The organism is Cupriavidus sp. L7L (assembly GCF_004353535.1).
Taxonomy (GTDB): Bacteria; Pseudomonadota; Gammaproteobacteria; order Burkholderiales; family Burkholderiaceae; genus Cupriavidus; species Cupriavidus oxalaticus_A.
The window spans coordinates 1-25267 of the sequence record NZ_SMNY01000047.1 but is presented as its reverse complement, the minus strand read 5'-3'; the positions used below and the strand labels follow the sequence as shown (position 1 = coordinate 25267).

General features: G+C 61.7%; 23 protein-coding genes and 4 pseudogenes. 12 read left to right on the top strand and 15 right to left on the bottom strand.

What is annotated here, in order from left to right; translation table 11 throughout:
• Window positions 1-10: 10 nt before the first annotated feature.
• The 6 genes from E1J61_RS31090 to gcvA form a co-directional block, all read right to left on the bottom strand.
• Entirely contained in the window at window positions 11-880 is an 870-nt protein-coding gene (locus tag E1J61_RS31090; RefSeq protein WP_133097715.1) for an alpha/beta fold hydrolase, read from the bottom strand.
• Window positions 877-2967: an acetate--CoA ligase family protein gene (locus E1J61_RS31085; RefSeq protein WP_133097714.1), complete on the bottom strand. Its 2091-nt coding sequence runs from the start codon at window positions 2965-2967 to the stop codon at window positions 877-879. Before E1J61_RS31085 ends, E1J61_RS31090 begins: the two co-directional genes overlap by 4 nt.
• Before the next feature lie 2 nt (window positions 2968-2969).
• Window positions 2970-3950, bottom strand: coding sequence for a tripartite tricarboxylate transporter substrate binding protein (locus E1J61_RS31080; RefSeq protein WP_133097713.1), 981 nt, complete (start codon window positions 3948-3950; stop codon window positions 2970-2972).
• A 5-nt stretch (window positions 3951-3955) separates the two neighbouring features.
• The gene (locus E1J61_RS31075; protein WP_133097712.1) at window positions 3956-4939 is read right to left on the bottom strand and encodes a tripartite tricarboxylate transporter substrate binding protein; all 984 of its coding nucleotides are present in this window, start codon (window positions 4937-4939) and stop codon (window positions 3956-3958) included.
• 45 nt (window positions 4940-4984) lie between these two features.
• Window positions 4985-6142: an acyl-CoA dehydrogenase family protein gene (locus tag E1J61_RS31070; RefSeq protein WP_133097711.1), complete on the bottom strand. Its 1158-nt coding sequence runs from the start codon at window positions 6140-6142 to the stop codon at window positions 4985-4987.
• 168 nt (window positions 6143-6310) lie between these two features.
• The gene (gcvA, locus tag E1J61_RS31065) at window positions 6311-7213 is read right to left on the bottom strand and encodes a transcriptional regulator GcvA (protein ID WP_133097710.1); all 903 of its coding nucleotides are present in this window, start codon (window positions 7211-7213) and stop codon (window positions 6311-6313) included.
• 19 nt (window positions 7214-7232) lie between these two features.
• Between gcvA and E1J61_RS31060 the strand changes: the two genes are divergently transcribed.
• Both E1J61_RS31060 and E1J61_RS31055 read left to right on the top strand, forming a co-directional pair.
• On the top strand, window positions 7233-8285 hold the full coding sequence (locus tag E1J61_RS31060; RefSeq protein WP_133097709.1) for a hydroxyacid dehydrogenase: 1053 nt from the start codon (window positions 7233-7235) through the stop codon (window positions 8283-8285).
• A complete protein-coding gene (locus E1J61_RS31055) occupies window positions 8209-9171 on the top strand; it encodes an amidohydrolase (RefSeq protein ID WP_133097708.1) in 963 nt (320 codons plus the stop codon). The genes E1J61_RS31060 and E1J61_RS31055 overlap by 77 nt, the downstream gene beginning before the upstream one ends.
• An 84-nt stretch (window positions 9172-9255) precedes the next feature.
• Here the strand turns inward: E1J61_RS31055 and E1J61_RS31050 are convergent, their stop codons facing one another.
• Window positions 9256-10224 (bottom strand): tripartite tricarboxylate transporter substrate binding protein, encoded by a 969-nt coding sequence (locus E1J61_RS31050; protein WP_133097707.1) that lies wholly within the window; start codon window positions 10222-10224, stop codon window positions 9256-9258.
• 523 nt (window positions 10225-10747) lie between these two features.
• Between E1J61_RS31050 and E1J61_RS31045 the strand changes: the two genes are divergently transcribed.
• The 8 genes and pseudogenes from E1J61_RS31045 to E1J61_RS31010 form a co-directional block, all read left to right on the top strand.
• A complete protein-coding gene (locus tag E1J61_RS31045; RefSeq protein ID WP_165971587.1) occupies window positions 10748-11953 on the top strand; it encodes an acyl-CoA dehydrogenase family protein in 1206 nt (401 codons plus the stop codon).
• Entirely contained in the window at window positions 11950-13032 is a 1083-nt protein-coding gene (locus tag E1J61_RS31040) for an acyl-CoA dehydrogenase family protein (RefSeq protein WP_133097705.1), read from the top strand. Before E1J61_RS31045 ends, E1J61_RS31040 begins: the two co-directional genes overlap by 4 nt.
• 4 nt (window positions 13033-13036) lie before the next feature.
• The gene (locus E1J61_RS31035) at window positions 13037-15148 is read left to right on the top strand and encodes an acetate--CoA ligase family protein (protein WP_165971584.1); all 2112 of its coding nucleotides are present in this window, start codon (window positions 13037-13039) and stop codon (window positions 15146-15148) included.
• Complete coding sequence (locus E1J61_RS31030) at window positions 15145-15933, top strand: enoyl-CoA hydratase/isomerase family protein (protein ID WP_133097703.1); 789 nt, start codon at window positions 15145-15147, stop codon at window positions 15931-15933. Before E1J61_RS31035 ends, E1J61_RS31030 begins: the two co-directional genes overlap by 4 nt.
• 39 nt (window positions 15934-15972) lie before the next feature.
• Window positions 15973-16944: a tripartite tricarboxylate transporter substrate binding protein gene (locus E1J61_RS31025; RefSeq protein WP_133097702.1), complete on the top strand. Its 972-nt coding sequence runs from the start codon at window positions 15973-15975 to the stop codon at window positions 16942-16944.
• Between the two features lie 87 nt (window positions 16945-17031).
• Entirely contained in the window at window positions 17032-17790 is a 759-nt protein-coding gene (locus E1J61_RS31020; protein ID WP_165971583.1) for an IclR family transcriptional regulator, read from the top strand.
• Between the two features lie 42 nt (window positions 17791-17832).
• Complete coding sequence (locus E1J61_RS31015; protein ID WP_133097700.1) at window positions 17833-18150, top strand: hypothetical protein; 318 nt, start codon at window positions 17833-17835, stop codon at window positions 18148-18150.
• Window positions 18151-18260: 110 nt separating this feature from the next.
• Window positions 18261-18397 (top strand): annotated as a pseudogene (locus E1J61_RS31010) (Hsp20/alpha crystallin family protein); the annotation flags it as partial.
• Window positions 18398-18636: 239 nt separating this feature from the next.
• Here the strand turns inward: E1J61_RS31010 and E1J61_RS31005 are convergent.
• Complete coding sequence (locus E1J61_RS31005) at window positions 18637-19110, bottom strand: Hsp20/alpha crystallin family protein (protein ID WP_371704898.1); 474 nt, start codon at window positions 19108-19110, stop codon at window positions 18637-18639.
• On the opposite strand from E1J61_RS31005, the pseudogene E1J61_RS30995 reads away from it, so the two are divergent.
• Together E1J61_RS30995 and E1J61_RS30990 are read left to right on the top strand one after the other, a co-directional pair.
• A pseudogene (locus E1J61_RS30995) lies at window positions 19068-19474 on the top strand (hypothetical protein). The gene E1J61_RS31005 and the pseudogene E1J61_RS30995 sit on opposite strands and share 43 nt — an antisense overlap.
• 149 nt (window positions 19475-19623) lie before the next feature.
• Entirely contained in the window at window positions 19624-19911 is a 288-nt protein-coding gene (locus E1J61_RS30990; protein ID WP_133097698.1) for a co-chaperone GroES, read from the top strand.
• Between the two features lie 202 nt (window positions 19912-20113).
• Here E1J61_RS30990 and E1J61_RS30980 read toward each other — a convergent pair.
• The 7 genes and pseudogenes from E1J61_RS30980 to E1J61_RS30955 form a co-directional block, all read right to left on the bottom strand.
• Window positions 20114-20302, bottom strand: a pseudogene (locus E1J61_RS30980) (IS110 family transposase); the annotation flags it as partial.
• Between the two features lie 321 nt (window positions 20303-20623).
• The gene (locus E1J61_RS38975) at window positions 20624-21016 is read right to left on the bottom strand and encodes a hypothetical protein (RefSeq protein ID WP_165971582.1); all 393 of its coding nucleotides are present in this window, start codon (window positions 21014-21016) and stop codon (window positions 20624-20626) included.
• A 36-nt stretch (window positions 21017-21052) separates the two neighbouring features.
• On the bottom strand, window positions 21053-21601 hold the full coding sequence (locus tag E1J61_RS30975; RefSeq protein ID WP_243737058.1) for a plasmid pRiA4b ORF-3 family protein: 549 nt from the start codon (window positions 21599-21601) through the stop codon (window positions 21053-21055).
• 163 nt (window positions 21602-21764) lie between these two features.
• Window positions 21765-22523: a tol-pal system protein YbgF gene (ybgF, locus tag E1J61_RS30970; RefSeq protein WP_133097697.1), complete on the bottom strand. Its 759-nt coding sequence runs from the start codon at window positions 22521-22523 to the stop codon at window positions 21765-21767.
• Between the two features lie 77 nt (window positions 22524-22600).
• Window positions 22601-22861: an H-NS family nucleoid-associated regulatory protein gene (locus E1J61_RS30965; RefSeq protein ID WP_133097696.1), complete on the bottom strand. Its 261-nt coding sequence runs from the start codon at window positions 22859-22861 to the stop codon at window positions 22601-22603.
• A gap of 173 nt (window positions 22862-23034) precedes the next feature.
• Window positions 23035-24450, bottom strand: coding sequence for an H-NS family nucleoid-associated regulatory protein (locus tag E1J61_RS30960; protein WP_133097695.1), 1416 nt, complete (start codon window positions 24448-24450; stop codon window positions 23035-23037).
• Window positions 24451-24612: 162 nt separating this feature from the next.
• Window positions 24613-25267, bottom strand: a pseudogene (locus tag E1J61_RS30955) (hypothetical protein); the annotation flags it as partial.

The window sequence follows — 25267 nt, the reverse complement described above, 5'->3', positions numbered from 1 at the left end:
GTTCAGGTCGCTACTCTATCGAAGAGAACCAGCGCAGAAGTAGCTGGTTCACTTCTTGGGGCCTTTCATATTGAACCCAGTGGCCGGCTCCCGGAATCAGACACCAGTCGCGATAGGGCGCATCAGCGGAAAGCTGTGATGCCGCATCGAGCGGAATTGCTGTCACATCATGCTCGCCCCACACGAATAGCGTCGGCCGGTGGAAACGACTAAGGGATTCCGCCAAGCTTCCTTGTCTGGATAACGCTTTACTGCGAAAACGCGTCGCCCGGCAGGCTCGCTCATGCACTAGCATCGCCGTCGGATCGATACTGTGATGGTCGTAAAGCATGAGCGCGGCGAGGTTGTGCCGCAACGCTTGCGTCGCTTCCTCGGGGTTGTCGCTGCGCCAGTCCTTCATCGCGATCGTCTGCCGACGCGGACCTCCGTGCCCGGCTGGCCCAAGAAGCGCGAGCTTTGATACGTTGCCGCAGCGGGCCGCCACGTTGGCCGCGACAAGCCCGCCAAATGAAAATCCCGCGAGCTGGATAGGGTCGCCTTGGATCCCAATGCGCTCCACACAGGCGCACACCGCCGACACAAGGTGCTCTAATCGGTCAGCGGCGTGCGGATCGCCCGACAATGAGTCGGAGTCGCCAAAGCCAGGTAGATCTGCCACCCAAAGCTCGTGGTGCGCCATCAGTGGCTCGATATTCCGAATCCAATGCAGCCAGCTACCGTGGCCGCCATGCAAAAGCACCAGCGGCCGCCCCTTGCCGAACCGCCGCCAGACGACGTCTCGATCCTGCACGCGGAACCGGTAAAGCTGCCCGAGCGACTCGATCCGAGTAATCAAGGCGCTCGGATCGATCGCAGGAGTGGAGTCGACTTTGGTTGTCACGAGCGAAGAACTAGAGCATCAACCGCAACGACGCCCTGCCCCTCCGGCAGAACCATCATTGGATTCACTTCAGCTTCAATGATGTTCAGCTCTGGCTTGACCGCGAGCTGCGATAACGCAGACACGGCTTGTGCCAATGCATCCAGATCGCCCCGCTGGCGCCCGCGAAGTCCCGACACCGTTTTCAAGGCCTTGACTTCGGCAATCATGTCCTTCGCCGTACCCACACTTACTGGAGCCAAGCGAATGCTGCGATCTCGGGCCACTTCGGCCCAGATTCCGCCGGCTGCCAGCATAATGATCGGACCCGCTTCGGGGTCGATGCGATACCCAATAAGAACCTCGGTAAGCCCCTTCGTCATTGGCTGGACTAGCACTTCTTCGCAACGCTTCCCCTGCGCACGTTCGGCGAGGTTGGTACGCAACGTCGCAAGCGCCTTCTCCAGACCGGCCTGATCCTGAATACCAAGGACCACGCCACCAACCTCGGTCTTGTGAGGAATTTCTTCCGAGCACACTTTGGCGACCACGGGAAAGTCAAACGAGAGCGCCGTGGCAGGGCCTTGCAGGGGCATGGTGACCGCAGGGGCATGGGGCACGCCGATGCAGTCGAGAACCTCGTAGGCCTGGGACTCACTCAGCGTACGAGTATCAGTCGTCGACGCTTTCACGCTCGGCTGAGCGCCAGGCGCACGTCGCGCAAACAGCGATGCGATAGCGTCGGCGCAGGCTTCCGGGGAACGGAAACACGGAATGCCAGCCGCGGTCAGGGACGCCAGCGCTTCAGGCGCATCCGGCACTAACATCGCTGCGAGCGGCTTGGAGCTTGTCGCGCTGTCGATGATCGGCTTAACGGCAAGCTGAGGTTGGAATCGGGCCGACGAGCCGACGACAGCAAGTACCAAGTCGAACTCCGGCGCTTCAAACATGATATCCAATGCGCCTTTCATGACGCTATAGTTGGTACCAGCCAGCGTCAGGTCAAGCACTCGACCCGGCGAGACAGCAATGCCCGCCGCCTCCAGCTTCGCAAGTGTCTCCGCCGAAGCCGGTTCCACCACGACATCGCGGATTCCGAGCTGGTCAACCGCCATGGCAGCACCGCCACCGGTCGTTGTCACCACCCCAACGCGCTTGACCGTCCCGGCGCTCCCGGTCAGAGGAATCCGCTCGGCAAGAGGGAAAGTTTCCAGCAACGCCTCCAAGACGCCGACGCGAGCAATACCGAGATCCTTGAGGAAGGCATCGGCGATATCATCCTCGCCAGCAAGCGCCCCGGTATGCGTCGCCGCCATTTCGGCCGCAGCCGCAGACCGGCCAAGCTTGTACGCGATGACCGGCTTACCCCGCTTCGCGGCTTCGACGGCAAACGCACGCAGCTTGTCGCCGTGTCGCAGGCTCTCAAGGAACAGCAGATAGCCACCGATTTTCGGGTCATCGAGCGTGGCGGCGCAGATTTCTCCAACACAAAGATCGGCTTCACCGCCCACCGACACCAGACCAGCAAAGCCGACGCCGCGTGCCTTGCCACGCGACACCAGCGACCCAATCATGCTACCGCTGTGACTTGCCACGAACACACGTCCCTGAGGAAGCTCGGGCTCGGCAAAGGCGGCATTGGCGGTGAGGACGAGTCCAGACCGCGGATTGACGACACCCAAACTGCTCGGACCGAGAATCCGCAGCCCCGTGGTCCGGCTGAGCTCAGCCAGGGCGGCTTCCCTCTCTGCACCTTCCGGGCCAGATTCGGAAAAGCCGCTGGCTAGAATAGTCACCACCTTCACGCCGATTCGCGCGCATTCTTGCGCAGCATCGAGCACCGTATGGGTTGGCGTCAGGATGAAGACGTGTTCCGGGACCTCGGGCAGCTCTGCCAAGCTCGGATACGCAGTCTCACCTTGCACAGTATGACGATTCGGATTGACCGGGTAGACCTTGCCTTGGAAGCCCGCAGCACGCAGGAACTTGAGCGGCCGGCCAGCGGTCTTGGCAGTGTCGTCCGATGCACCGTACAGTGCAACGCTGCGCGGGGCCAGCAGAGCCTGTGCGAGAGAAGCATCCGGCTGAATGGTGGCGGTCGTGTTCATAGTTAATCCAGTGTTACTTTTACGGTCTTGAAAACTTTCGACATGTGATCGACGTCCTTGTCGATGTATGCCTTGAACTCGGTCGCAGTGTTGCCCACCAGCACTGCACCCTGCGGCAGAAGATTGTCGCGCAGTTCCTGCGCGCCAGCAGCTTTTATGGCGGCTTGCTGCAGCTTCTCAATGATGGGCTTGGGCGTGCCTGCGGGAGCAAACAGCCCGCTCCAGGAGTCAACATCGAAGCCAGCCAGACCAGCCTCTGCCATGGTTGGCACGTTAGGCAATACGGCAAGGCGCTTTGGAGACGCCACAGCAATGGGACGCACCTGACCGCTCTTGAAATACTGCATCGCGGATATGGAGGTCATGAAGGCCATTGATACATTGCCAGCGACCAAATCGGTGATCACGCTGGAGGCGCCCTTATAAGGGACGTGAATCAAGTTGATACCGGCCTGCTGCTTCAGCATCTCGCCAGCCAAATGCTGCGTGCCGCCATTGCCTGTTGATGCGAACGAAAGCTTGCCCGGCTGCTTCTTGGCAAGAGCGATCAGCTCTGCCAGATTTTGCACGGGCAGCGTCGGACTTACCGCCAAAATCGCTGGCGCCGACATGATCTGCGAAATGGGTTCGAAGCTCGTCTTGACGTTCCATTTCAGGTTCTTGTAGACGAAACCGTTCGAGGCGATCGGAGCGGCCGCAAAGAGAAGTGTGTATCCATCGGGTTTCGCGGATGCCACCTGGTCGGACGCGATATTCGATCCGGCGCCGGGCCTGTTATCCACGACGAACGGTTGCCCCAGCGTCGACTGAAGCTGTTTGGCCACCAGTCGAGCCACAACATCCGTTGGGCCGCCTGCTTGGTAACCGACCACAATTCGAACCGGTCGAGTCGGATAGTCGGCAGGCGATTCGGCCTTCGCGGCACCACAGCCTAACGCCAGAGCCAAGGGAGTGATCAGCTTAAGAGCAAAATTGCGGTTCATCTCTTTCAATCCAACTTCAGGTTGATGGAGCGCGCGAAAGTCGTTCCCAGGGAAACCTCTTTCTTCAGATAAGCGGAGAACTCTGCCGGCGTGCTACCCACGACCGTCGCCCCCTGCTCTTCGAACGCCTTGCGAACATCCGGCATTTCCATGACCTTTCGGACTTCCTTGCCGAGCTTTTCCACAATCTCCTTTGGTGTGCCCGCAGGTGCAAAGAGACCGTTCCACGAATCAATCTCCACGCCGGCAACACCCGCCTCTGCCATGGTCGGAACGTCCGGCAATTGGGGGATTCTGTGATTGGAGGTCACTGCAATTGGACGAAGCTTGCCGCTCTTGAAGTACGGCATGGAACTGAGTACCGTCATGAAGTACATGTCGGTTTCGCCGCCAAGCACTGCGTTCACCGCCGGGCCGCTGCCCTTGTAAGGTACGTGAAGAAGATCGATTTTGGCTTTGCTCTTCAGCAATTCGCCGGCAATATGCGGAACGGAACCCGGCCCCGATGACGCAAACGTGTACTTGCCAGGCTCCTTCTTTGCTTGCGCAACCAACTCCGAGACAGTCTTGACATTCACTTTCGCCGGATTGACGGCGAGCACCGCAGGAGCCGACATCAGTCGGGAAATCGGCTCAAAGCTCTTGATGGCGTCATAGCGGATGTTTTTGTACAGCACGCTATTCCACGTCAGTTGCGCCGCTGCGATCATCAGCGTATAGCCGTCGGCCGGGCTTGTGGCCAGCATTTCAGACGCGACGTTCGAGCCCGCGCCGGGCTTGTTGTCGATGACGAACGATTGGCCCATCGACGCCTGAAGCTTTGCTGCGATCATCCTGGCCGTTAGATCGGTGGGGCCGCCTGCCGGATACCCGACAAGAATGCGAACAGGCTTGTTGGGATATGAAGTGGCGGCTGCTTGTGCCTTGACCGACATAGGAACGAGCAGCGCCATCGCGAGCACCGAAGCGCCGCCGAGTTTGTTAATCATAAGTGTCTCCGGTTGTTTTATTTGAATCAGGCTTATGCGCAGAGGTCAGCTTGCTTTGGGCGGGCGTTGCGAGAAAGTACGCTCGAACACGCCTTCGGCGATACGATTCTTCAGCATCTCAATCGAACCGCCGGCGATCATCCAACCGCGGATGCGACGCAGGCAATATTCGACGATCGACTCTTGGCTGTAGCCCATGCCGCCCATAATTTGCAGGGCTTCGTTGGCGACGTCCCAGCCGGCCTGGTTACACGCAAGCTTTGCCATGGCGGTACTATGCGCGGACGGCAGGCCATGCTCCCCTTCCATGGCAGCGCGATAGAGCAGCAGTTGAGCGGACTCCAGCTTCAGTGCCATCTCGGCGAACTTCCACTGAATGCCTTGAAACTCGCACAATTCACGGCCGAACTGCTTGCGTATCTTGGCGTGTTCGCGAGCGATGTTGAAGCAGTGGCGTCCCAATGCCAACGAGCGCGAGGAATTGCCCAGACGCTCGACATTGAAGCCCGAAATCTGTCGCTTGAATCCACCTTCACCCAGCAAAAGGTTTTTCTTGGGGATGCGGCAGTCTTCGAAGTAGAGTTGGCACCATTCTTCGCCGCTCATAAACTTCGACGGCTCACCGACCTGGAAACCCGGGGCGCCACGTTCCACCAGAACCGAGCCGATGCCGCCAACGCCCGGGCCGAAGCGCACATAGATCAGGAAGAGTTCGGCTTCCGGGCTGTGCGTGGAGAAGATCTTGCTGCCATTGATCACGTAGTGGTCACCGTCAAGGCGGGCAGACGTCTTGAGCTCAGTGACTGCGGAGCCGGCTTCGGGCTCAGTCATGCCCAGCGCGATGAGCTTCTTGCCGGCCAGGAGGTCTGGTAGGAAGCGCGCTTTCTGCTCATCCGATGCGTACTCGACAAAAGTTCGGATGGGTCCGAAGTTGCCGGCCTGCACAATGTCAGCGCTCTTGGGACAAACGAGGGCGACTTCCTGAATGGCGATGACGGCATGCATAAGGGTGCCGCCCTGCCCGCCGTCTTGCTCAGGAAATGCAATTCCAAGCAGCCCTTGCTCTGCCAGCATCTGTGCAGCATCCCACGGATACTGTGCGGAATGTGCGCGCTCGAGCGCACCGGGAGCAAGCTTGTCTTGGGCGAAGCGTCGCACCGATTCCGCAAATGCCTGATGCTCTTCGCTAAGTTCAAAGTTCATTTCTGTCTCTCTGGTTGGGACCGCTGATAGGTGTCAGGATGGTCCATTCAGAGATAGTTGTGAACTTCGAGTTTCGAATCCAGCTAGAACATAAGGTAATACCTAAACCAGAACCACTCGGTTGCGAACATTTGGACAACCATCGACGACGGCCTATGTACTTGCCACTTAGGCCATTTCCCGCGCTACGGTGTCAAGGAGCCACTCTCGGAACGCAGCGATCTTCCTCGGTTCGCGTTGCACCTGAGGGCGCACGAGGTAGTACGCCTTCTGGCGGCTCCAAGGCATGGCAAAAGGTCGAACAAGCCGTCCGGAGTCCAGTTCCGCCTTCAGCATGGGGGCCTGGCCAATTGCGATCCCCATTCCGTCAAGGGCGGCCTGCCAAGTCAACACGGAACTGCCAAAACTCATGCGTTCGCTGCCAGAAGCCAGTTCGGTCATTCCTGCGAACTCAAGCCATTCGTCCCAGTCGGTGCGGCGGTAATGAGACACAAGAAGGCGGTGTTTCAGCAGTGCGTCCAATTTCCCCCGTGGGCCACGGTGGGTCTTAAGATACTCAGGCGTGCAAACCGGCTCGATTTCGTCATGGAACAGCAGGTCGCTATTGACCCGTGGCCAGCCACCGTCCCCGAACTGTATGGCAACGTCAGCGGAGTCGCGGTCAAAGTTAACGTCGGGTATGGCGCTGTCGATCCGCACCTCGATACTGGGATGCTGCTCCTGAAAGGCGGGCAGGCGAGGGAGTAACCACTTGGCAGCAAAGGTCGTATAGGTACGAACCCGTAGCGCGCCCTGTGAGGAATTGCGTAGCAAGCGCGCGGTGGCTGCCGCAATCGAGTCAAATGCTGGAAGCACTTCGCTGGCGTACGTCTCCCCGTGCTTCGTAAGCGTCACACCGTGTCGCTCGCGTTTGAAAAGCTCAACCCCAAGGTAGCCCTCCAGCACCGCAATTTGGCGACTGACTGCGGATTGGGATACGTGAAGTTCCTGGGCGGCGAGGGTCAGATTGTTGGTGCGCGCAACGATTTCGAACACCCGTAACGGATTGAGGGGAGGGATACGTCGAGCCATAGCCGCCGAGTCGCTAGAAATGACATTTGATTATACCTACCGACGCAATTGGAAGTGGTACTTGTTTTCGCAAAACGCCAAAATTTTCACCGGAGGCGGCTCAACTCGAGTCAGCCGGCATGGGAAATCTCACGTGAATACTCAACAGAAGCCCGTCGTCCTGGTTACCGGTGCAGATCTGGCACAGCCTGCCCTGGATCTTCTCCAGGAATTTGAAGTGGTCCTTGCGGGCAAGCAGCCCACCGAGGATCAAGTCATCGCCTTGGCAGCGCAGCACAATCCTGTCGCGATCGTTGCACGCTATGGAAAGATCACGGCGGCGATGATGGACGCCGCGCCGGGGTTGCGCGTGATCTCTCGGCACGGCAGCGGCGTGGACGTAGTTGACCGAAATGCTGCAGCGCAGCGTGGAATCCTGGTGCGGGCTGCTGTGGGAGCCAACGCCGCCGCAGTTGCCGAGCATGCTTGGGGACTCATCCTCGCGTGCGCGAAATCAGTCATTCACCTGAACTCCAGAATGCGTGGCGGGTTTTGGGACAAGGCCACGTACAAGACGATCGAACTGAACGGCCGTACGCTTGGTATCGTCGGGTTCGGTGAGATCGGCCGACGGACCGCGGCGATCGGCGTAGCCATGGGCATGAAGGTGCTGGCCTTTGATCCGTTCGCGACGTCTGCACCCGAAGGCGTAGAACTCGTGTCGCTGGATGAGCTCTATACGCGATCGGATGTCGTTTCGTTGCACTGCCCCCTTACTGACGAGAATCGGAAGATGATCAATCGCGACACGTTGACCCGCTTTAAGGACGGATCCATCTTCGTCAACACCGCGCGCGGCGGCTTAGTGGACGAGCCGGCCTTGATCGAAGCTCTCACGTCCGGAAAGCTTTATGCCGCAGGGCTGGACAGCTTCGAAGTCGAGCCGTTCACTCCGGGGCATCCTTTCTGCGACGTACCCAACCTGGTTCTGTCACCGCATGTCGGCGGCGTAAGCGATGCGGCATACGTCAATCTCGGCGTCACGGCAGCAAGAAACCTGCTGGCGGCCCTCGAAGCGGCCGTCACAGCGTGACGCAGCGAATGCGTCCATGACAAACTCCCCGTCATGCGCACGAACGGCACCTGATTTCCCTGTTCCACCGGGGGCGACGGACTGCCACTGTCATGTATTCGGGCCGTACGGGCGCTTCCCCCTCGAGGGGGAGCGCACTTACACCCCGCCCGAATGCACGTCATCAGATTATCTTCGGCTACTCGACTCGTTGCGTTTCAGCCGTGGAGTGCTCGTTCAGCCCTCCGCCCATGGACTGGACAATCGAGCGCTGCTGCACGCCCTGGCAGCAGCGCCCGACCGTCTCCGCGGGGTCGCGGTGGTTGACCCCAGACTTGGCACACCGGATCTCAGAACGCTCGCCGCACAAGGTGTATGCGGCCTCCGCTTTAGTCGGCTACTCAGCCAGGGGCACGCCCGCTACAAGAATGCAGTAGATGTCCGAGAGTTACACAAGGTGCTTCCAGCGCTTCGTGAACTCGGGATGCACGTTCAACTCTGGTCCGACATCGATGTTTTGGTCGAACTGGAGCCACTGATTCGCGCTTCACGCGTCCCCTTTGTGTTGGATCATATGGGCCGTGTAGATCCGACTCGCGGAATCGACGATCCGCGGTTTTCGGTATTGCTTGCCTTGCACGCGGAGGGCCTTGTGTGGATAAAACTGACCCCTTACCGCGTCTCAGCAGCGTATCCGGACTACGAAGATATTCGGCTATTCCATGACCGATTGCTAGCCACGAACCCGGAGCGGCTTGTATGGGGGTCCGACTGGCCTCATGTCAACATGGCGCATAGTGTTCCAGACGCTGGTCACCTGCTCAATCTGCTGAGCGCCTGGACACCCAATCGCAAACTGCTGGAAAAGATTTTGGTCCACAATCCGGCGGCACTGTACCGCTTTTAATCGGTACATCGCAGGCGAGCATCTTTGCCAGCCGCCGTGGGCGCGCCATCGAAGTGAGGCCGGTGTCAAGATACCGGCCTTCTCTCATTCAGCTTTTAGCAGGCCTTGCTTGGCAAGCATGTCCGCGCGGGCGTCCTCATCACGCATCAACGTGTCGAATTCTTTGGCTGTCGCCGGCGACGCGATCGACCCCAGGTCCTGCAATCGTTGCTTAACCGCAGGGTCAGCTAGTGCGCGATTCAGGGCGTCATGGAGCGGCTGGAGAATCTCCGGTGGCGTCTTCGCCGGCGCCATCAGGCCGGAGACCGTTACCACCTCAAAATTCTTTAGACCGTGCTCTTGCAGCGTAGAAACCTGAGGCAAATCGGGGGCACGCATTTTGCTCGTGACGGCCAGAGCGCGCAGCTTGCCAGCCCTTAGGTTTGGCAGAGAGGATGGCAATTGATCAATGACTGCGTCGAGCTGAGATCCCAGAAGATCGGTGATGGCCGGAGCGGACCCCTTGTAGGGAACAATCGTAAACGTTGTGCCGAGCGCGGCCTGAAGCTGGATGATGGCTACGTGATTCGTTGTGCCGACACCCGCGTGACCAATGGAAACCTTACCGGGATTGGCCTTTGCGAACGCCGCAAGCTCTTGGAATGACTTGAACCGGCTGTTCACCGGCACCTCCAGGACCAGTGGGGTGACGGCCATCATGCCGATCGAGGCAAAATCTTTCGGCGTGAACGAAGGCTTTCCGATCATCCTGGGCGTGTAGGCGAAACTCCCGTTCGCGGTAGCAACGATCGTATAGCCGTCGGGCTTTGCACGGGCCGCTGCCTCGTGGCCTATCAGTCCGCCGGCTCCCACCCGGTTATCGACGACAAACGATTGGCCTAGCGCCTTCGACATTTCTGAAAGAACGATGCGCGCTGTGACATCAAGATTGCCTCCCGCTGCGAAGGGAACAATCACGGTTACAGGCCGCGACGGATAGGGATCAGCAGCAGCACAAGCTGCAAAACCAGCTAGCGCGAACAGGGAAAGTCGCACAAATTTTCGAGCTTGCATAGAGGTGTCTCCAGAGCGGAAATGATGTTATGCACTGTATTTTGCTCACCCCAGCGCGACCGAAACACTTCCAAAACTGCACGCAGATATGAGTTCTAATCATATGTGGAGTGTCAAAGCCAGCGCTATGCCGCGAGCGGCGCACAGAACAGGTCACGCCATCGCTTTGGACTGGGTGATAAGCCTGCCGGACCATTGGTTACAGCAAAACCCAATTCGTGGCTCTCGTCGTCATTGCGGGCGGCCAGCGTGTAAAGCGATTCGCCCGACCCTTCGACCGGCACTGGTTCCCCATTGAGTGCACCCAGTAGGGACGCAATTTCCTCTTCTACTATCCGCCGCGGCTGAAAACACCAAGTGCTACCAAGGGGTAATCGAACGTCCCTTTATGCTTTGCGCTCCTCAGCTTCCGACAGGGACAGAAGTCATCACATAGGCGTTTCTCAAGCTCCCTCGCGCGCCCCCTTTCCATCGATTCACATATGTGAATTTCATCTTTCGCCATCGGCCCTGCTGTACCACCATGTGTTCAGGCCAATTGCGTTCACGCGCCACACAGTTCAGGGAGCACAACTTGTCAGCCCAACCCATCAAATTCGCGGTCAGCCCTCCGGATCCGCGCATAGCAACTCTCCGCGATGAAGTTCGCGCATTTCTTCAACAAGCCCGCCAGGAAGGATTGCTCCGCGACAGTTCGCACGGGTGGGCAGTCCCCGACCCTGCGTTCAGCCAGGAACTCGGGCGCCGCGGGTGGATCGGGATGACCTGGCCTAAGCGCTATGGCGGACATGAGCGTACCGCTCTCGAACGTCACGTCGTCACGGAAGAATTGCTGGCCGCAGGCGCGCCGGTGCGTGCCCACTGGGTGGCCGACCGGCAGAGCGGTCCTCTTCTGCTCCGGTTCGGCACCGAGCACCAGCGTCACACCTTCCTGCCGGAGATGGCGGCCGGACGGCTTTACTTCTGCATCGGCATGAGCGAGGCCGATTCGGGCTCCGACCTGGCTTCGATCCGGACCAAGGCGGAAAAGATCGACGGCGGATGGCTCGTCAATGGGGCCAAGATCTGGACCAGCAACGCGCACCGCGTGCACATGATGATCCTCTTCGCACGCACCGGCCCGCGTGGCGAAAGCCGCCGCGAAGGCGTCAGCCAGTTCCTGGTCGACCTGAAAACGCCTGGCATCACGATCCGGCCCATCCTGAACCTCGCCGGCGAGCACGACTTCAACGAAGTCGTCTTCGCGGATGTGTTCGTGCCCGACGCCATGGTGATCGGCACCATCGGCAACGGCTGGCAGCAGGTCAACAGCGAACTGACCTACGAGCGTAGCGGTCCCGACCGTTGGATGAGCAGCTTTCACCTTCTGCGCGCCTATCTCGATGAAGCCGATGCTGATTCTGACGTGGCCGCGCCGGTTGGCAGGCTGGTCAGCAAGCTCTGGACGCTGCACCACATGTCGATGTCCGTGGCGCGGATGATGGAGCAAGGCATCACGCCGAGCGTCGAGGCGGCGCTCGTGAAGGATCGCGGCACGCAGTTCGAGCGCGAAATCCCCGAAGTGCTGCGATTGCTGACTACCGAAGCCGGCCGCGCCGAAGGCGCCCTGCCCTCCCTATTCAACGACTCGCTGGAATATTCCCTGCTGCACGCCCCCTCCTACACGATCCGGGGCGGCACCAAGGAAATTCTGCGCGGAATCATTGCCAAAAGCCTGGGGTTGCGATGAATGATATTTCCGAAATGCTCAGGCACAGTGCGGCGCGCCTGTTTGCCGATGTCTGCACCCGCGGAGCGCACGATGCCGCAGAAGCCGGCGCCTGGCTGTCCGACGCCTGGTCGTCGATCGACGCCGTTGGCCTCACCTCGCTCGACGAGATCTGCGATGACGCCGCGACGGAATTCGTTGTTATGGCAGCGCTCGCCAGGACGGCTGGTGCGTTCGCCGTCCCGCTTCCGATCGTCGAGAACTTGATCGCGCAGAGAATGCTGCGCTCGGCGGGACTGGAGACGACGGGCGCGCCGGCGACCATTGCCGTCAACCTTCCGCAGAATAGCCTGACTCTTCGCCAGGAAGGCAGCAAGTTCATCGTGAGCGGTGCGCTGAAGCGCGTGCCATGGGGCAGGCACTCCGCCGAGATTGTCGCGACGGCTGCGGATGAGGCCGGCCATGAGCGGACCGTCCGACTTGCCAATATCAAGCCAGTGCGCCAAGGCAGCAATCTGGCAGGCGAAGCGCGCGATGACTTTGCGATTCAGGCCTGCACTCTGGAAGCCGGTGACGTCGGTACGCCGCGTAGCGGCCTGCTCTCTCCGTATCTCGAAGCGGCGCTCATGCGCAGTTTTCAAATCGCCGGCGCGCTGGAACGCGTGCTGGAGATGTGTGTGCAGTACAGCACGGAGCGCGTGCAATTTGGGCGACCCATCGCGAAGTTCCAGGCGATTCAGCATCAGATCGCCGAACTCGCCGGGCATGTCGCAGCCGCATCGGTGGCCGCGGATGCCGCGCTGCTGGCTGCGCAGCATGGCGATGCGGAATTCGAAATCGCGGCGGCCAAGCTGACCGCCAGCGAGGCCGCCACGACCGGATATGCGATTGCCCACCAGGTCCATGGTGCGATGGGCTTCACGCACGAGCACGCCTTGCATCTGAGCACGCGCCGGCTGCTCTCCTGGCGGGACGAATTCGGGTCCGAAGCGCAGTGGGCGACGGCAGTCGCCCGGCGACTGAATAGCGTCGACCACAATGCATTGTGGCAATTCATTACCGCGTCATCCGATGCGGTATCCCAGACTGCGGGGAACTGATCCCATGCTACGAAACCTCTTCTCTCCCTCCAGCATCGCAGTGGTCGGCGCGACGGCGGGAGCCGCCCGCATCGGCGGCAAGGTCTTTTCGACGCTACTGGCGCACAAGTACGCGGGTCGGCTGTACCCGGTCAACCCGTCACACAGCGAAATCTCCGGGCTCAAGGCCTACCCATCAGTGGAAGCGATAGGCCAGCCCGTTGACCTCGCCTTGATCGCCATTCCCGCAGGACGTGTCCCCGATGCGGTTCGCCAATGCGCCAAGGCGGGCATCCCTTACGTCGTCATCTTCAGTTCCGGCTTTGCCGAGGAAGGGGAAGCCGGCAAGCGCCTTCAGGCCGAACTCGATGCGATTCGTCGCGAGACCGGCATCCGGATCTCCGGGCCGAATGCCGAGGGCTTCTTCAACGCCATCGACTGCGTCGCCGCGACGTTCAGCCCGGCAATCGGCATCGACAGCGGCAAGGACCGGCAAGGCAAGCGCATCGGGGTGGTGTCGCAAAGCGGCGGCCTCGGCTTTGCCCTCTACAATCGAGGCCGCCGCGAAGACCTGCTGTTCAGCCACATCTGCAGCGTCGGCAACCAGGTCGACCTCGAGGCCACCGACTATCTGGAAGCCATGCTCGACGATCCGCAGACGGACATCATCCTGATGTATGCCGAGTCGTTCAAGAGCCCGCGGCGGTTCATCAGCCTTGCCAACCGCGCCGCCGCCTCCGGCAAGCCGATCGTTATGGCGAAGGTTGGACGTTCGAAGGCCGGACAACGCGCTGCGGCTTCCCACACCGGAGCGATCGCGGGACCCGCGGCGGTCTGCGATACCGCCCTCGCCCATGCCGGCGTGATCCAGGCGCACGATCAGGACCAGTTGCTGGACATCGCTGCCGGGCTCGCCAACTACGCCCCAATCACTGGGAATCGCATGGCCATCATCTCGACATCGGGCGGAACCGCCGTATGGCTGACAGATACCTGCGAAGCGATGGGCTTCGACCTGCCCGAGATCGATGGCGAGCGACAGCGACGGATCGCCGAATTCATTCCCGCATATGGATCGACCGCCAATCCGGTCGACATCACCGCGCAGGGCGTGAACGCCTACGCGCAGTCGCTCGAAGTGCTGGCCGATGCGGACTACCTCGATGCATTCATCGTCGTTTCCTCCTTTGCCCATGAGGCACGGTTGCGGGCGGAGGGCCCGGAACTGGCCGCGATCGTGAAGAGACTGGGAAAGCCGGTCCTGTTCTACAGCTACACGGTTCCCTCGGAGGGCTCGCGGGCCCTGCTCCGAGACCTAGGCATCCACTGCTTCACCAGCATGCTCGGCTGCGTGAGGGCACTCGCGGGCTTGCGCACCTACGGCCAGCATCTTGAGCGGATCGCCTCCAGCGATGCAAGCCCCGCCACCCTCGCGCTTTCAGGAGCCGGTCGAAAGCTGCTCACGGCAGGCTCCGCCGTTCTTTGCGAGTATGAGTCCAAGGCGCTACTGCAGAGCAGCGGCATCGCATGCCCCGAGGAACATCTGGCGACCGACGTAGAATTGGCACTCGCCGCCGCACACCGCCTGGGGTATCCGGTGGCGCTCAAGCTGCAGTCACCGGACCTGCCGCACAAGTCCGAAGCCGGCGCGATCGCGCTCAACGTGCGGGATGACGACGCGCTTCGCGCGAGCTTCGGGCGCCTGCTGCAAAACGCGCGCGAGCACGCGCCCGAAGCGCAAATCCGGGGTGTCCTGGTTCAGCCGATGGCCGCCCGCGGCGTTGAGATGATCGCCGGCATCGTCAACGACGACGAATTCGGCCCGTTCGTAATGGTCGGCCTGGGCGGGATCTATGTCGAGGTCCTGAAGGACACCGTGCTGGCGCCGGCTCCGGTCGACAAGCAGACCGCGCGCGACATGCTCCGCTCGTTGAAGGGCTGGCCCCTTCTTGCCGGCGTGCGCGGCGACTCGCCTGCCGATGTCGAGGCGATGGCAGACCTGCTCGTCGATCTGTCGAAACTCGCTCTCTCGGCAGAAGACTGCCTGCAAGAGCTCGATGTCAATCCGATCTTCGTCCACGAGCAAGGCAAGGGCCTGACAATCGTGGACGCCCTCGCCATCAGGAGACCCCAGTGAGCGAACTTCTTTTCGATGTATCGGAGCGCATTGCCACCATTACGCTGAATAGCCCGGAAAAGCTCAACGCTTTCACGACCGACATGCTGCTGGCGTGGGGCGATGCGTTGCTGGAAGCGCAGCGCCGGGACGACGTGCGGGTGATCGTCCTCACGGGCGCCGGCCGCGCGTTCTGCTCCGGCGGCGACGTCGGCAGCATCGGCGAACGGCGGGAGGCCGAGAACGCCTACATGCGCAAGGTATCGCTCAGCGAACGCGTTCATCGCATTCCGCTGATCATGGAGACGCTGGACAAGCCGGTCATCGTGGCCGTCAATGGCGTAGCGACCGGCGCGGGCATGGACATGGCGCTGATGGGCGACATCCGCATTGCCTCGAGCACGGCCCGATTCGCCGAGACCTACATCCGGATCGGAATTATGGCTGGGGATGGCGGCGCCTGGTACCTGCCCCGGCTGGTCGGGATGCCAAGGGCGCTGGAACTGCTGTGGACCGGGCGCTTCGTCGAGGCCGAGGAAGCCGAGCGGATCGGCCTCGTCAATCACGTGGTGCCGGAAGCCGAGTTGATGCCTCGCACAATGGAGATGGCCGGAAAGATCGCGAATGGCCCGCCGCTGGCGATCCGGATGATGAAGCGCGCCGCGTATCAGGGCGTCGACCTCAGCCTGCGGGCGCACCTGGATCAGGTGTCCTCGCATATGGGCGCGATCTTCTCGACGGAAGACCACAAGGAAGCGCTCGCTGCATTCAGGGAGAAACGCGCACCGGTCTTTGTCGGACGATAGTCCCGACCCGCCTGACATCAGAACAATCAGGAGACAACGATGTTGAGAAAGTCCTTTGCCATCATTGCCGTGGCGCTATCCCTGTCGGCGGTCGCACACGCGAGTCCCGACGCGTATCCGAGCAAGCCGGTCAAGCTCATTGTTCCCTACAGCGCCGGCGGCTCGACCGATAATATCGCCCGCCTGCTCGCGGAGCGCCTGCGCATGGAACTCAAGCAACCGGTGATTGTCGAGAACCGACCGGGTGGCAACAATCTTATCGCGGCACGGGCGCTGCTGGCCAGCCCGCCCGACGGCTACACGTTGATGCTCGCCACAAACGGACTGCTCTCCGTGGCGCCTGCCCTGTATACCAGGCTGCCGTTCAATCCGGTCGATGGTTTTTCGCATCTTGGCTTCATCAGCGGCTACCCTTACGTCGTCGTGACGCGCGCGGACCAGAAGCAAACGCTGCAAGACTACATCAGGCGGGCGCGCAGCAAGCCCAATTCCGTCTCCTACATGGTCGTCGGCAACGTGACGGCAGTGGCGGGCGCCATGCTGAAGGCGCGCAGCAAGACCGAGCTTACTGAAATCCGGTACAAGGGAGGCGCCGATGCCATCTCGGACCTCGTCGCCGGCAGGGTGGACTTCGGTCTCGTGGCGCCGTCCGTGGCGTCGCCGCTGATGAAGGCCGGCAAGCTTTCGGCGCTGGCGGTCACGACGAAGACACGGGTCAGTACCATGCCGAACGTCCAGACCGTCAGCGAAGAAGTTGCAGGAATGGAGGACTACCACGTGGACGTCTGGAGTTCACTCATCGCACCGCCCGGCCTGCCTCAACCCATCGCCAACCGAATTGCCGAAGCACTGGCAAAGGTAACGAAGGATCCCGGCTTCGCGGCCGATCTGGCGAAGAACGGGGAATATCCGATCCAGGGCAGACCTGCAGATGTGAAGGCGAGAGTGTCCCGCGAAATACCGATGTGGAAATCGGTGGTCGCGAGTAGCGGCATGTCGCCGGTCGAGTGAGACACCGCGCTTCATCGCCGCTCTTCACCGCGCCCCCGCCATTGCGATATGCTGAGCCTCCCCCGCCCTCACGCCTCGAGCGCAGCAATGGTCAAGTCGGCAGTTCGCATCATCGAGATCCTGGAGCTGTTCGACCGGCTCCAGCGTCCACTGACGCTTTCCGAGATAGCCGACACCCTCGGCTATCCCAGATCCAGCACGATGGGGCTGCTCCAAAGCCTCAGGGCGATGGACTACATGGCGTTCGACGACGAGGAGAAGCACTACACGCCGACCAATCGCGTTGCGCTCCTGGGTGGCTGGCTGCACGGTCGCGTATTCCAGGATGGGGTGATCGTCGGGCTCATGAACCAGCTTCAACGCGAGAGCGGCGAAACGGTAATGCTCGCACTACAGAATGGCATGCATGCCCAATACGTCCACACGGTCCAGTCGCATGACCTGCTTCGCTTCTATCTTCGTCCGGGCATGCTGCGCCCAATCTGTCGCAGTGCGGTCGGTCTTGCCCTGTTGGCGCAGCAATCGCCCGAGCGCGTCAGGCGGCTTGTCGAGCGGATCAACGAACAGCGCATCGACCCGAGCGGTCCTGTTTCCTACCCCGCCCTGTCGCGAACTCTCGATTCTGTGCGGACGCAAGGCTATGCGTACAGCGACGCGGTGACCGAGGACGCGTGCGCAATCGCCATTGTGCTTCCGTCGCGACGAGGGCAGCCTGCGACGGCACTGGGCGTATCGGGCCCGACACGACGCCTTGGGAAGCAGAAGGAAGCGATGTACCGGCTGATGAAGGAACTGGCCGTGGAGCACCTGAGCGCCCGTTTCCCGCTGCGTCGGCCGGTCAAATAGCGGCCAGCCCCCGTGCCACGCGATCGTTCCGTCCGCCCCCCGATGCGAGTCCTTGCCGAGCTTTCCCTGCTGCGCCGCGAAGTCGCGGCCTTCGCCAGGGAATTGCGCTGTGAAGCGTTGACCCTGTCGAGACGACAGGGCAGGACTCAGCAGGCGCTCATCGAGGAAGCACTGGACTACTATCTGCTCGATGCCCGGCCCCGGACGCGATTGGTCGCGTTCGCCGCCGCCGTCGACATTTGCCCGCACCTTGCTGCCCGGCGCCTGCACGATGTGCACCAGGCAACATGCGATTGCCTGCTGCTTCGCACCCTCTTCTGGTCGTCGGCCCAGCGATTGAAGCGCTTCGGATGGCTATGAAGACTGTGGTCGCTTCAGAAAACGGAAAATTTTGCACGCTAAGCGATCGCTAGCCCCCGCCGGGCGCTAACTACCGGGCGACGAACCTGACCCATGGAATTCGGAGATAGTTCGCACGCGCTTTTTCACTGAGTGCCGACCTTGACGCCTCGAAGATCGAGGCGAACTTGCAGGACGGCGTGCTCAAACTGACAATCCCGCGTCGTGACGAAGCGGTCCACGCCGCATCGCAGTCAACGTGGCGTGAGCTGCCGTCTCCGCCGGGAACCGGTTGTGTCCCCACGGGCGCCGCCGCGGTCCCGGCGGAGATTGGCTGGAGATGCGTCGGATCGAATGCAACTCGACAGGAGGGCAAGATGAAGACGGAACTGGGCAAGTGGAAGCCGTTCAAGTTCCTGCGGAGAACCACCGCCGATAAGCCAGCCAGGGAAGCGTCATCCAATGTCCCGGCGCCAAAGGCTCTTGGCGCAGCTCGCCATCTTCCGCTCAGTTCACTTCGATCTTCCTCACCGCAGATTGCCGCGCTCCGGTCTTGGGTAGACGCAGCGTCAATATCCCTCGGTCGAATTTCGCATCGATGTGATCGAGATCGACACCATCTGGCAGCGGAATACTGCGCATGAAGGCGCCGTACGCCCGTTCCAGTCGGTAGCAGCCGTTTTCCTCCCTCTGCACGTCCTGCGTCTTCTCACCCCGTAGCACCAGTGGGGCATCTTCGATGCTGGTCTGCAGATCCTCGCGGTCCATGCCGGGCAGCTCCGCCGTGATCCTCAGTGACGAGCCATCATCGACCACATCGATCCGAGGCTGAAAGCGCGAGGAACTGAAGTCCCCGAACCAACGGACCGGCCTCCAGAGTGGCATTGTTTCGCGGTTCTTCTCTGGCGAGCCCTGGCGAGCGATGAGCGAATTCCTGCATGAACCGTTCGCCGGCTTCAGCGGCCTGGATCGATTCTGAATGGGTGACGCTAGGCAGGCATCCGGTGCGGCTCAAGTGCACGCGCGGATTTCCTACCGAGCGGACGCGGCGCGTAGCGGAGCTGGTCGCAGTCGCGATCGATAACAACCTCAGCGCGCGGGCCCGTTTGGTCGACGTCACGGCGCAAGGCGATGCTTACGTGATCAGCATCGGCACGACGTTCGAAAAGGACAGAGTGGCGGCCCCCCACCTGGAAGTGGGGCACTGGCCACGATGTTCGGCTTGGCGCCCGAGCTGATCACGATTGACGTTGTCGTCGTCAGTCAGGCAGAGGTGGATGTGCATGTTGGCGTATATGAGCGGATGCTAGCAGAGAAGCTCGGCACCGTGCCGGCCATTCAGTGAAGCGCCAGGATCGGTTCCTCGCCAATAATGCTTGTGGTTTGAATTCAGACGCCGGCGTTGACAACGTGAATGTCCTGAACGGCGGCCCGGACACGACCCGTTCGGCCGGACAAACTCATGATCACAGTGATCGGACGAGGAGCAAGGCTATGAACATCCGTCCACTACACGATCGCGTCATCGTCAAACGCTTGGACGCAGAACACAAGACGGCCAGCGGTATTGTCATCCCCGATACCGCCGCCGAAAAGCCGGACCAGGGCGAGGTCCTGGCTGTCGGCCCCGGCAAGCGCCTGGGCGATGGCCATGTCAGCGCGCCGAGCGTGAAGATTGGCGAGCGCGTGCTATTTGGCAAGTTTGCGGGCACCACCGTCAAGCTTGAAGGCGAGGAGGTACTGGTTATGCGTGACGAGGATATTCTGTGCGTCGTCGAATAGAGGAAGGAACAGAAGGTTAGCGTCTCGCGAGGAGTCTCATCATGGCAGCCAAGGAGATTTAGTTTCAGGAGTCCGCGCGCCGCCGCATCGTGGCGGGAGTCAACCTGCTGGCCAACGCGGTCAAGGTCACGCTCGGCCCCAAGGGGCGCAATGTGGTCCTCGAGCGATCGTTCGGCCCGCCGCTGATCACCAAGGATGGGTACCGCGCCCAGTAATGGGCGCCAGAGCAAGCTTCCATGCCTATCAGGCAAGGCGGCAACTGCGCAATCAGTGGCACCAACTGATCGCGTGAGACCTTCGGCTTGACCAGCACTGCCTTGCCGGCCTCGTCGACGCCATGAATGGCAAACACGTTCTTGGCAAGATCAATTCCAACGGTAACGATAGCCATGGACTTCCCCTTCGTTGGTTGTGATGCAGCTTCGACACGCCATCATGGCACGTCGGTGCCAACCGGCGGCTTCCGCCGCAACCTCGGGACGGGGAAGTCCCTTCCATTCGATCACCCCGGCTTAAGCGCTCCTGGCTCCCAAAAACGTGGGGCTGTATGGTGCCTCGGATGACGCCGGGAAGACGGCTGGCCGGCCCTTAAACTTCCTGCGTGAAGCTTGTTTTCAATAAACGCTTGAGTGGGACGGCAGGGCCCTGGCCAGCGGCATCCCACCACCATCAAGGTCATCAAACGCATGGCCTACGGCTTCCGCGATGACTGTTACTTCACCCTGAAAATCCGGGCAGCCTTCCCCGGAGATCGGTGAAGAACCCGTTTTTTGTGGGGATTGCGTCGCAAGTATCCCTCCGCCGCATAGCGTGCCAGTGGGATTACGCAGGATGCCAACGTCACCCTGGCACTGCCGGCACGGGTACAGCCACGGACTGTCAGCTGCGCCCCGCACGTGGGACAAACGCTGGTCCGGGCAACTACCTCCGCAACCTGTGCCGTGACCATCGTGCGCTGCAGCAGACCCAGCAATGATTTCGCCTCCTCCAGATGCAGCCCCACCGAGCCCACATCAAGGCCGTCTCTCTCGAACTGGGCTATTTCGGTGACGATGGCTGGCACGTCTCCATCGTCCTGCACGACGAGTTGCAAGATGATACGCATGGCCGCCCTCCTCCATTGGAAACTGCGGCGACCAGTCTACCTCTCGAACTCTCGCAACCGATCATTGACGGTCTGACGGTCAAAGCGACGATCCAGCCAAGTCAGCCACCCGTCCACCTCATCGCGCAAGTCTTCCAGTGCAATTGGACCCTCGCGCAGAGACTCGAGCCAGCCAAGGAACTCGTACTCACTGTGTTCCTCCCTGGCCTCCAGATACCTCTCGATCCCGCCAATGTCCTCTGGCGGGCAAGGCCCGAAACCCGCCACGCAACAAGGCAGCCGACCAGTATGTTGCCGCAGCAGACGCCGCTCCACCCGTATCTCGTGTCGCCACCACGCGTTGAAGTCATACACATAGACGAAGCCTTCGTGTTCGCGGAGATGAAACGCGGTCAGCGGCAGTTCGTTCGCCACTGTGCAGAACTGCAAGATGCCCTCAAGAGCTTCGCCGTAACGCCTACCACGAATGCTGAACTCGTGCAGATGTTCGTCGGCCCAGCCCATGACGACTTGGATGACATGGTGCAATTGTCCGAGCGTCAAGTGCTCGGGAACGAGGACGCGCCGCCAAACCGGCGGGCTCAGGCCGCGCAGCGCAATTCGAATTGACGGAGATCGCCGGTCCAGGATCGGAAATCGTTTGCCCCCGATTTGGCGCGGTCTCGAAAATGTAGGGTTCGTCAGAATCTGTAGATCCCCCTAAAGCAGCCCTTCGGCGCGTGGTGCGGCCGGCTGGAAGCCGCCCCTCTCACTTCAGCGTCTTCAATCGGTTGTTCGCCGCACGCGCGCCTTCGGTACCGGGATACTTGGCCACCACTTGTTCCAGCGTTTTGCGCGCAGCCGCCTTCTGGTCGGATTCGAGCTGATTATTGGCCACCGCGATCATGGCGTCCGGCACCTTGGGGTGCGTCGGATTGGCATGGATCATTTTCTGCAGCACCCAGGTGGACCCCTTGTAGTCGCGCTGCGCGTAGAGCGAGTTGCCGAGCCAGTACTGCGCCAGCGGCAGGTAGGGGCTCTGCGGATATTTCTTGATAAACGACGAGAACGAATTCCCGGCGCTCTTGAAATCGCCCGTCTGGAAATGCTTGAGCGCGGCGTCGTATTCGGGCTTCTCGCCCGGCTGCGACGTGCCCTGGCGGTCCTCGACCGACGCGTGCTGCGGCTCGCGCTTCTTCAGGCGCGCATCCAGGTCGGCGTAATAGTCCTTCTGCTGCTTCTGCAGCGTCGCCACCGTGTTCTGCAGCACTTCGTTCTGGCCGCGTAGTCGCGCGACTTCCTGGCGTAGGCCTTCGAGCTGGTTCTGCAGGTCGAGTGTGGTGCGGCTGTCCTGCTCAATGCGCTGGGTCGCAGTCGCCTGGAAGCTGTTGACCTGGTCGCGCAGGTTGATGACCGTTTTGCGCGCCTGCTCATCGTCGAACACGCCGGCGTGTGCCGGCGTGGGAGCCAGCATGCCGCCGCTCGCCATGGCGGCGAGCCACAACAGGGTAAAAGCGCGTACTTTCATAAATGGGTCGTCGTCGGTTGTGTCGGTTAGCCCTGGTCACATCGCCGTTGGACAGCGGGCCGAATGCATCGGTGGGTCTATCCAACCCGGAAAAACTCGACGCTCTGCCCCGCATTGACGGCCCGCTTGAGCCACGACGGCATCTCGCCCTGCCCGTCCCAGGTCAGCCCTTCCGCATTGCGGTAGCAGACCTCCGGCGCCGGTGGTGCGGGCGGTGGAGGCGGCGGCGGCGGCGCGAAGCACCCCGCCGCGTCGAGCTCTTCCAAGGTGAGCCCGTAGTCGTCCATCTGCGCCTGGATCCAGCGGATCGCGTCCGCCCGCTCAGTTTTTGCTGTCATCGCTGCCGTCACTGCTGTCGTTGCCTTCGTCCTGATTGCCAGGCAGCGCCGCCGCCCCCGGCTCGTTGCCCAGCTCTTCCCCTTGGTCTTCCTACGCAGTGGCCGCCGAACTTCCGGCCTGCCAAGTTTGCTAGTCAGAAGGGGGGAGGACCGGCCGCGCCCGCCCCTGTCGTTCAGTACAAGAGATCGATTAGGAAACGCTCGGGCTTCTTGCCAATCCACGCGGGTGCCCGACCGCGCCCCGACCAGGTCTGGCCCGTCTTGGGGTTGCGGTACCTCGGAGGCGGCGCGGCCTTCGTCTTGGTCGGAACAGCGCGGGCAGCGGGCTCAACACTGGGCTGGCCCGCAATGTCCTCAATGCTGAGGTCGTACTCCTGCATCCACTGCCGAATCTCCTCCACGACCTTTGGCACTTCCGTGGCTCGCAACTGCTCAAGTTGCGCATTGACAGATGCCAGTTGAGCGAGCAGTGAGGATTGGGACGGGCTTTGAGTTGCGGTAGGCGCCTTTTGCTCCTGTCGCGGCTTCCGGGTTTGCGGCCTCTGAGTCGGCGCTTCCGGGGCAGCCTCCACTCCAGGCAGTGTTATCTGCTTCGGCCCGCGCTTCCGGGTTGGGGTCTCTTGGATCGTGACTTCCGGCGCGGCAACTTCAGCTAGGATTTTCGGCTTCCGACCGCGCTTCGAGGCCCGCGTCTCTTCCGGCGCAGCTTCCGCAGCGGCAGTTTCGGTGAGCGCTTTCGGCTTCCGACCGCGCTTCGGGGCCGGCGTCTCTTCCGGCGCAGCTTCCGCAGCGGCAGTTTCGGTGAGCGCTTTCGGCTTCCGACCGCGCTTCGGGGCCGGCGTCTCTTCCGGCGCAGCTGCCGCAGCGGCAGTTTCAGCGAGCGCTTTCGGCTTCCGACCGCGCTGCGGGGCCTGCATCTCTTCCGGCGCAGCTGCCGCAGCGGCAGTTTCGGCGAGCGCTTTCGGCTTCCGACCGCGCTTCGGGGCCTGCATCTCTTCAGGCGCAGCTTCCGCAGCGGCAGTTTCGGCGAGCGCTTTCGGCTTCCGACCGCGCTTCGGGGCCTGCATCTCTTCAGGCGCAGCTTCCGCAGCTGGGGCGTAACGCGGTGCTACCGGTGCGGCCGTTTCGGTCAGTTCGTCCTGGGCGGCAGCTTCCGCCGGTTCGTCCGTGGCCAGGACTTCAACCGGAGCTTCGGCCACGGCTTCAGTGGTCGCTTCCGAGAGCATGGCTTCAATGGGCGCTTCCGGCGCATCAGATTCAGTCAACGCTTCCGAGGCGGCGGCTTCCATCGATTCTTCCGGTGCCACGTCTTCCGTTGAAGCGTTTTCCGGGGCTGCGTAACGCCGCCGGCGCCGATATGACACGGTCGCCGTCGGGCCGCTATCCCGGCTTGTGGACCAGAAGTCCATGCGTCGGGCCTGAGTGTCATTGCTGCCACTACCGACGCCTGCACCACTGGCTTCACCACTGACGGGACCCGCGTCGCGCATCGCCTCAGCGATTGGAAGCTCCATCTGACGTCCGTCCGTCGCATTGCTCGCGACAACGGGTTCAACCACTTGCTTCGGGGCCAATTCGTTCTCCTTCATTGAAGTCACTGCACGTGCAGACGCTTCCAAATCCCATGGACGGTGAGACCTTGTCTCTTGCGTGTCGTTCGAACTTACCCATCGGCGTTTATGTGATGCAAGGTTGGGGATTGCCCGTCGTCGTCCCTCTGCGCCTGGATCCAGCGGATCGCGTCCGCCCGCTCAGTCTTTGCTGTCATCGCTGCCGTCACTGCTGTCGTTGCCTTCGTCCTGATTGTTGGGTAGCGCCGCCCCCGGCTCGTCGCCCTGTTCTTCGCCCAGCTCATCCTGCTGAGCTTCCCCCTGACCGTCGCCCTGCTCTTCCGGCGCGGTTGCCGCCGAACTGCCGCCCTTGCGCCGCCTTCCACCACCGCCACCGCCACCGCCGTCGCGTTCGCGCGGCGCGACGCGCAGGGTGGCCAGCAACTGGCGCGCGAGCGCCGCTTCCGCTTCGGCCCGCTCGGCCCGGCGCTGCGCCACGGCGAGTTCCGCCTGCACGGTGTCCAGGTCGCCCGCCGCCTTGCGCTGCGCCTGCTCGGTGGCCGCGAGCCGCTCGGCCAGCGCCGCGGCCTGGGCTTCGAGCCGGGCGCGGCCCTCCGCCTGCGCCACGGCCGCATCGCGCGCCTCGCTGCGTGCCGCCGCCAGTTCGGCGCGCAGGTCTTCGGCCGTGCGCTCGCTCTTCTGGCGCGCGGTGCGCTCCTGGTCCAGTTCGCGCAGGCTGCGCCGCTCGCTGGCTTCCGCCCGTTCCTGCGCGAGCGTCACGGCCTCGCGCGCCCGCTCCAGCTCCGTCGAGAATTGGGTACGCAGTTCCGCCAGTTGCCGGCCCGCGGCCTCCAGT

Excerpts from the sequence above, each read along its gene's own strand:
- E1J61_RS30990 (WP_133097698.1), top strand. The coding sequence starts at position 19,624 with ATGAACATCCGTCCACTACACGATCGCGTCATCGTCAAACGCTTGGAC.
- E1J61_RS31055 (WP_133097708.1), top strand. The coding sequence starts at position 8,209 with ATGCGGCATACGTCAATCTCGGCGTCACGGCAGCAAGAAACCTGCTGG.
- E1J61_RS31025 (WP_133097702.1), top strand. The coding sequence starts at position 15,973 with ATGTTGAGAAAGTCCTTTGCCATCATTGCCGTGGCGCTATCCCTGTCG.
- E1J61_RS31045 (WP_165971587.1), top strand. The coding sequence starts at position 10,748 with ATGTGTTCAGGCCAATTGCGTTCACGCGCCACACAGTTCAGGGAGCAC.
- E1J61_RS31060 (WP_133097709.1), top strand. The coding sequence starts at position 7,233 with ATGACATTTGATTATACCTACCGACGCAATTGGAAGTGGTACTTGTTT.
- E1J61_RS31085 (WP_133097714.1), bottom strand. The coding sequence starts at position 2,967 with ATGAACACGACCGCCACCATTCAGCCGGATGCTTCTCTCGCACAGGCT.
- E1J61_RS31035 (WP_165971584.1), top strand. The coding sequence starts at position 13,037 with ATGCTACGAAACCTCTTCTCTCCCTCCAGCATCGCAGTGGTCGGCGCG.
- E1J61_RS31020 (WP_165971583.1), top strand. The coding sequence starts at position 17,032 with ATGGTCAAGTCGGCAGTTCGCATCATCGAGATCCTGGAGCTGTTCGAC.
- E1J61_RS31070 (WP_133097711.1), bottom strand. The coding sequence starts at position 6,142 with ATGAACTTTGAACTTAGCGAAGAGCATCAGGCATTTGCGGAATCGGTG.
- gcvA (WP_133097710.1), bottom strand. The coding sequence starts at position 7,213 with ATGGCTCGACGTATCCCTCCCCTCAATCCGTTACGGGTGTTCGAAATC.
- E1J61_RS31015 (WP_133097700.1), top strand. The coding sequence starts at position 17,833 with ATGCGAGTCCTTGCCGAGCTTTCCCTGCTGCGCCGCGAAGTCGCGGCC.
- ybgF (WP_133097697.1), bottom strand. The coding sequence starts at position 22,523 with ATGAAAGTACGCGCTTTTACCCTGTTGTGGCTCGCCGCCATGGCGAGC.
- E1J61_RS31080 (WP_133097713.1), bottom strand. The coding sequence starts at position 3,950 with ATGAACCGCAATTTTGCTCTTAAGCTGATCACTCCCTTGGCTCTGGCG.
- E1J61_RS31075 (WP_133097712.1), bottom strand. The coding sequence starts at position 4,939 with ATGATTAACAAACTCGGCGGCGCTTCGGTGCTCGCGATGGCGCTGCTC.
- E1J61_RS38975 (WP_165971582.1), bottom strand. The coding sequence starts at position 21,016 with ATGCGTATCATCTTGCAACTCGTCGTGCAGGACGATGGAGACGTGCCA.
- E1J61_RS30965 (WP_133097696.1), bottom strand. The coding sequence starts at position 22,861 with ATGACAGCAAAAACTGAGCGGGCGGACGCGATCCGCTGGATCCAGGCG.
- E1J61_RS30960 (WP_133097695.1), bottom strand. The coding sequence starts at position 24,450 with ATGAAGGAGAACGAATTGGCCCCGAAGCAAGTGGTTGAACCCGTTGTC.
- E1J61_RS31040 (WP_133097705.1), top strand. The coding sequence starts at position 11,950 with ATGAATGATATTTCCGAAATGCTCAGGCACAGTGCGGCGCGCCTGTTT.
- E1J61_RS31050 (WP_133097707.1), bottom strand. The coding sequence starts at position 10,224 with ATGCAAGCTCGAAAATTTGTGCGACTTTCCCTGTTCGCGCTAGCTGGT.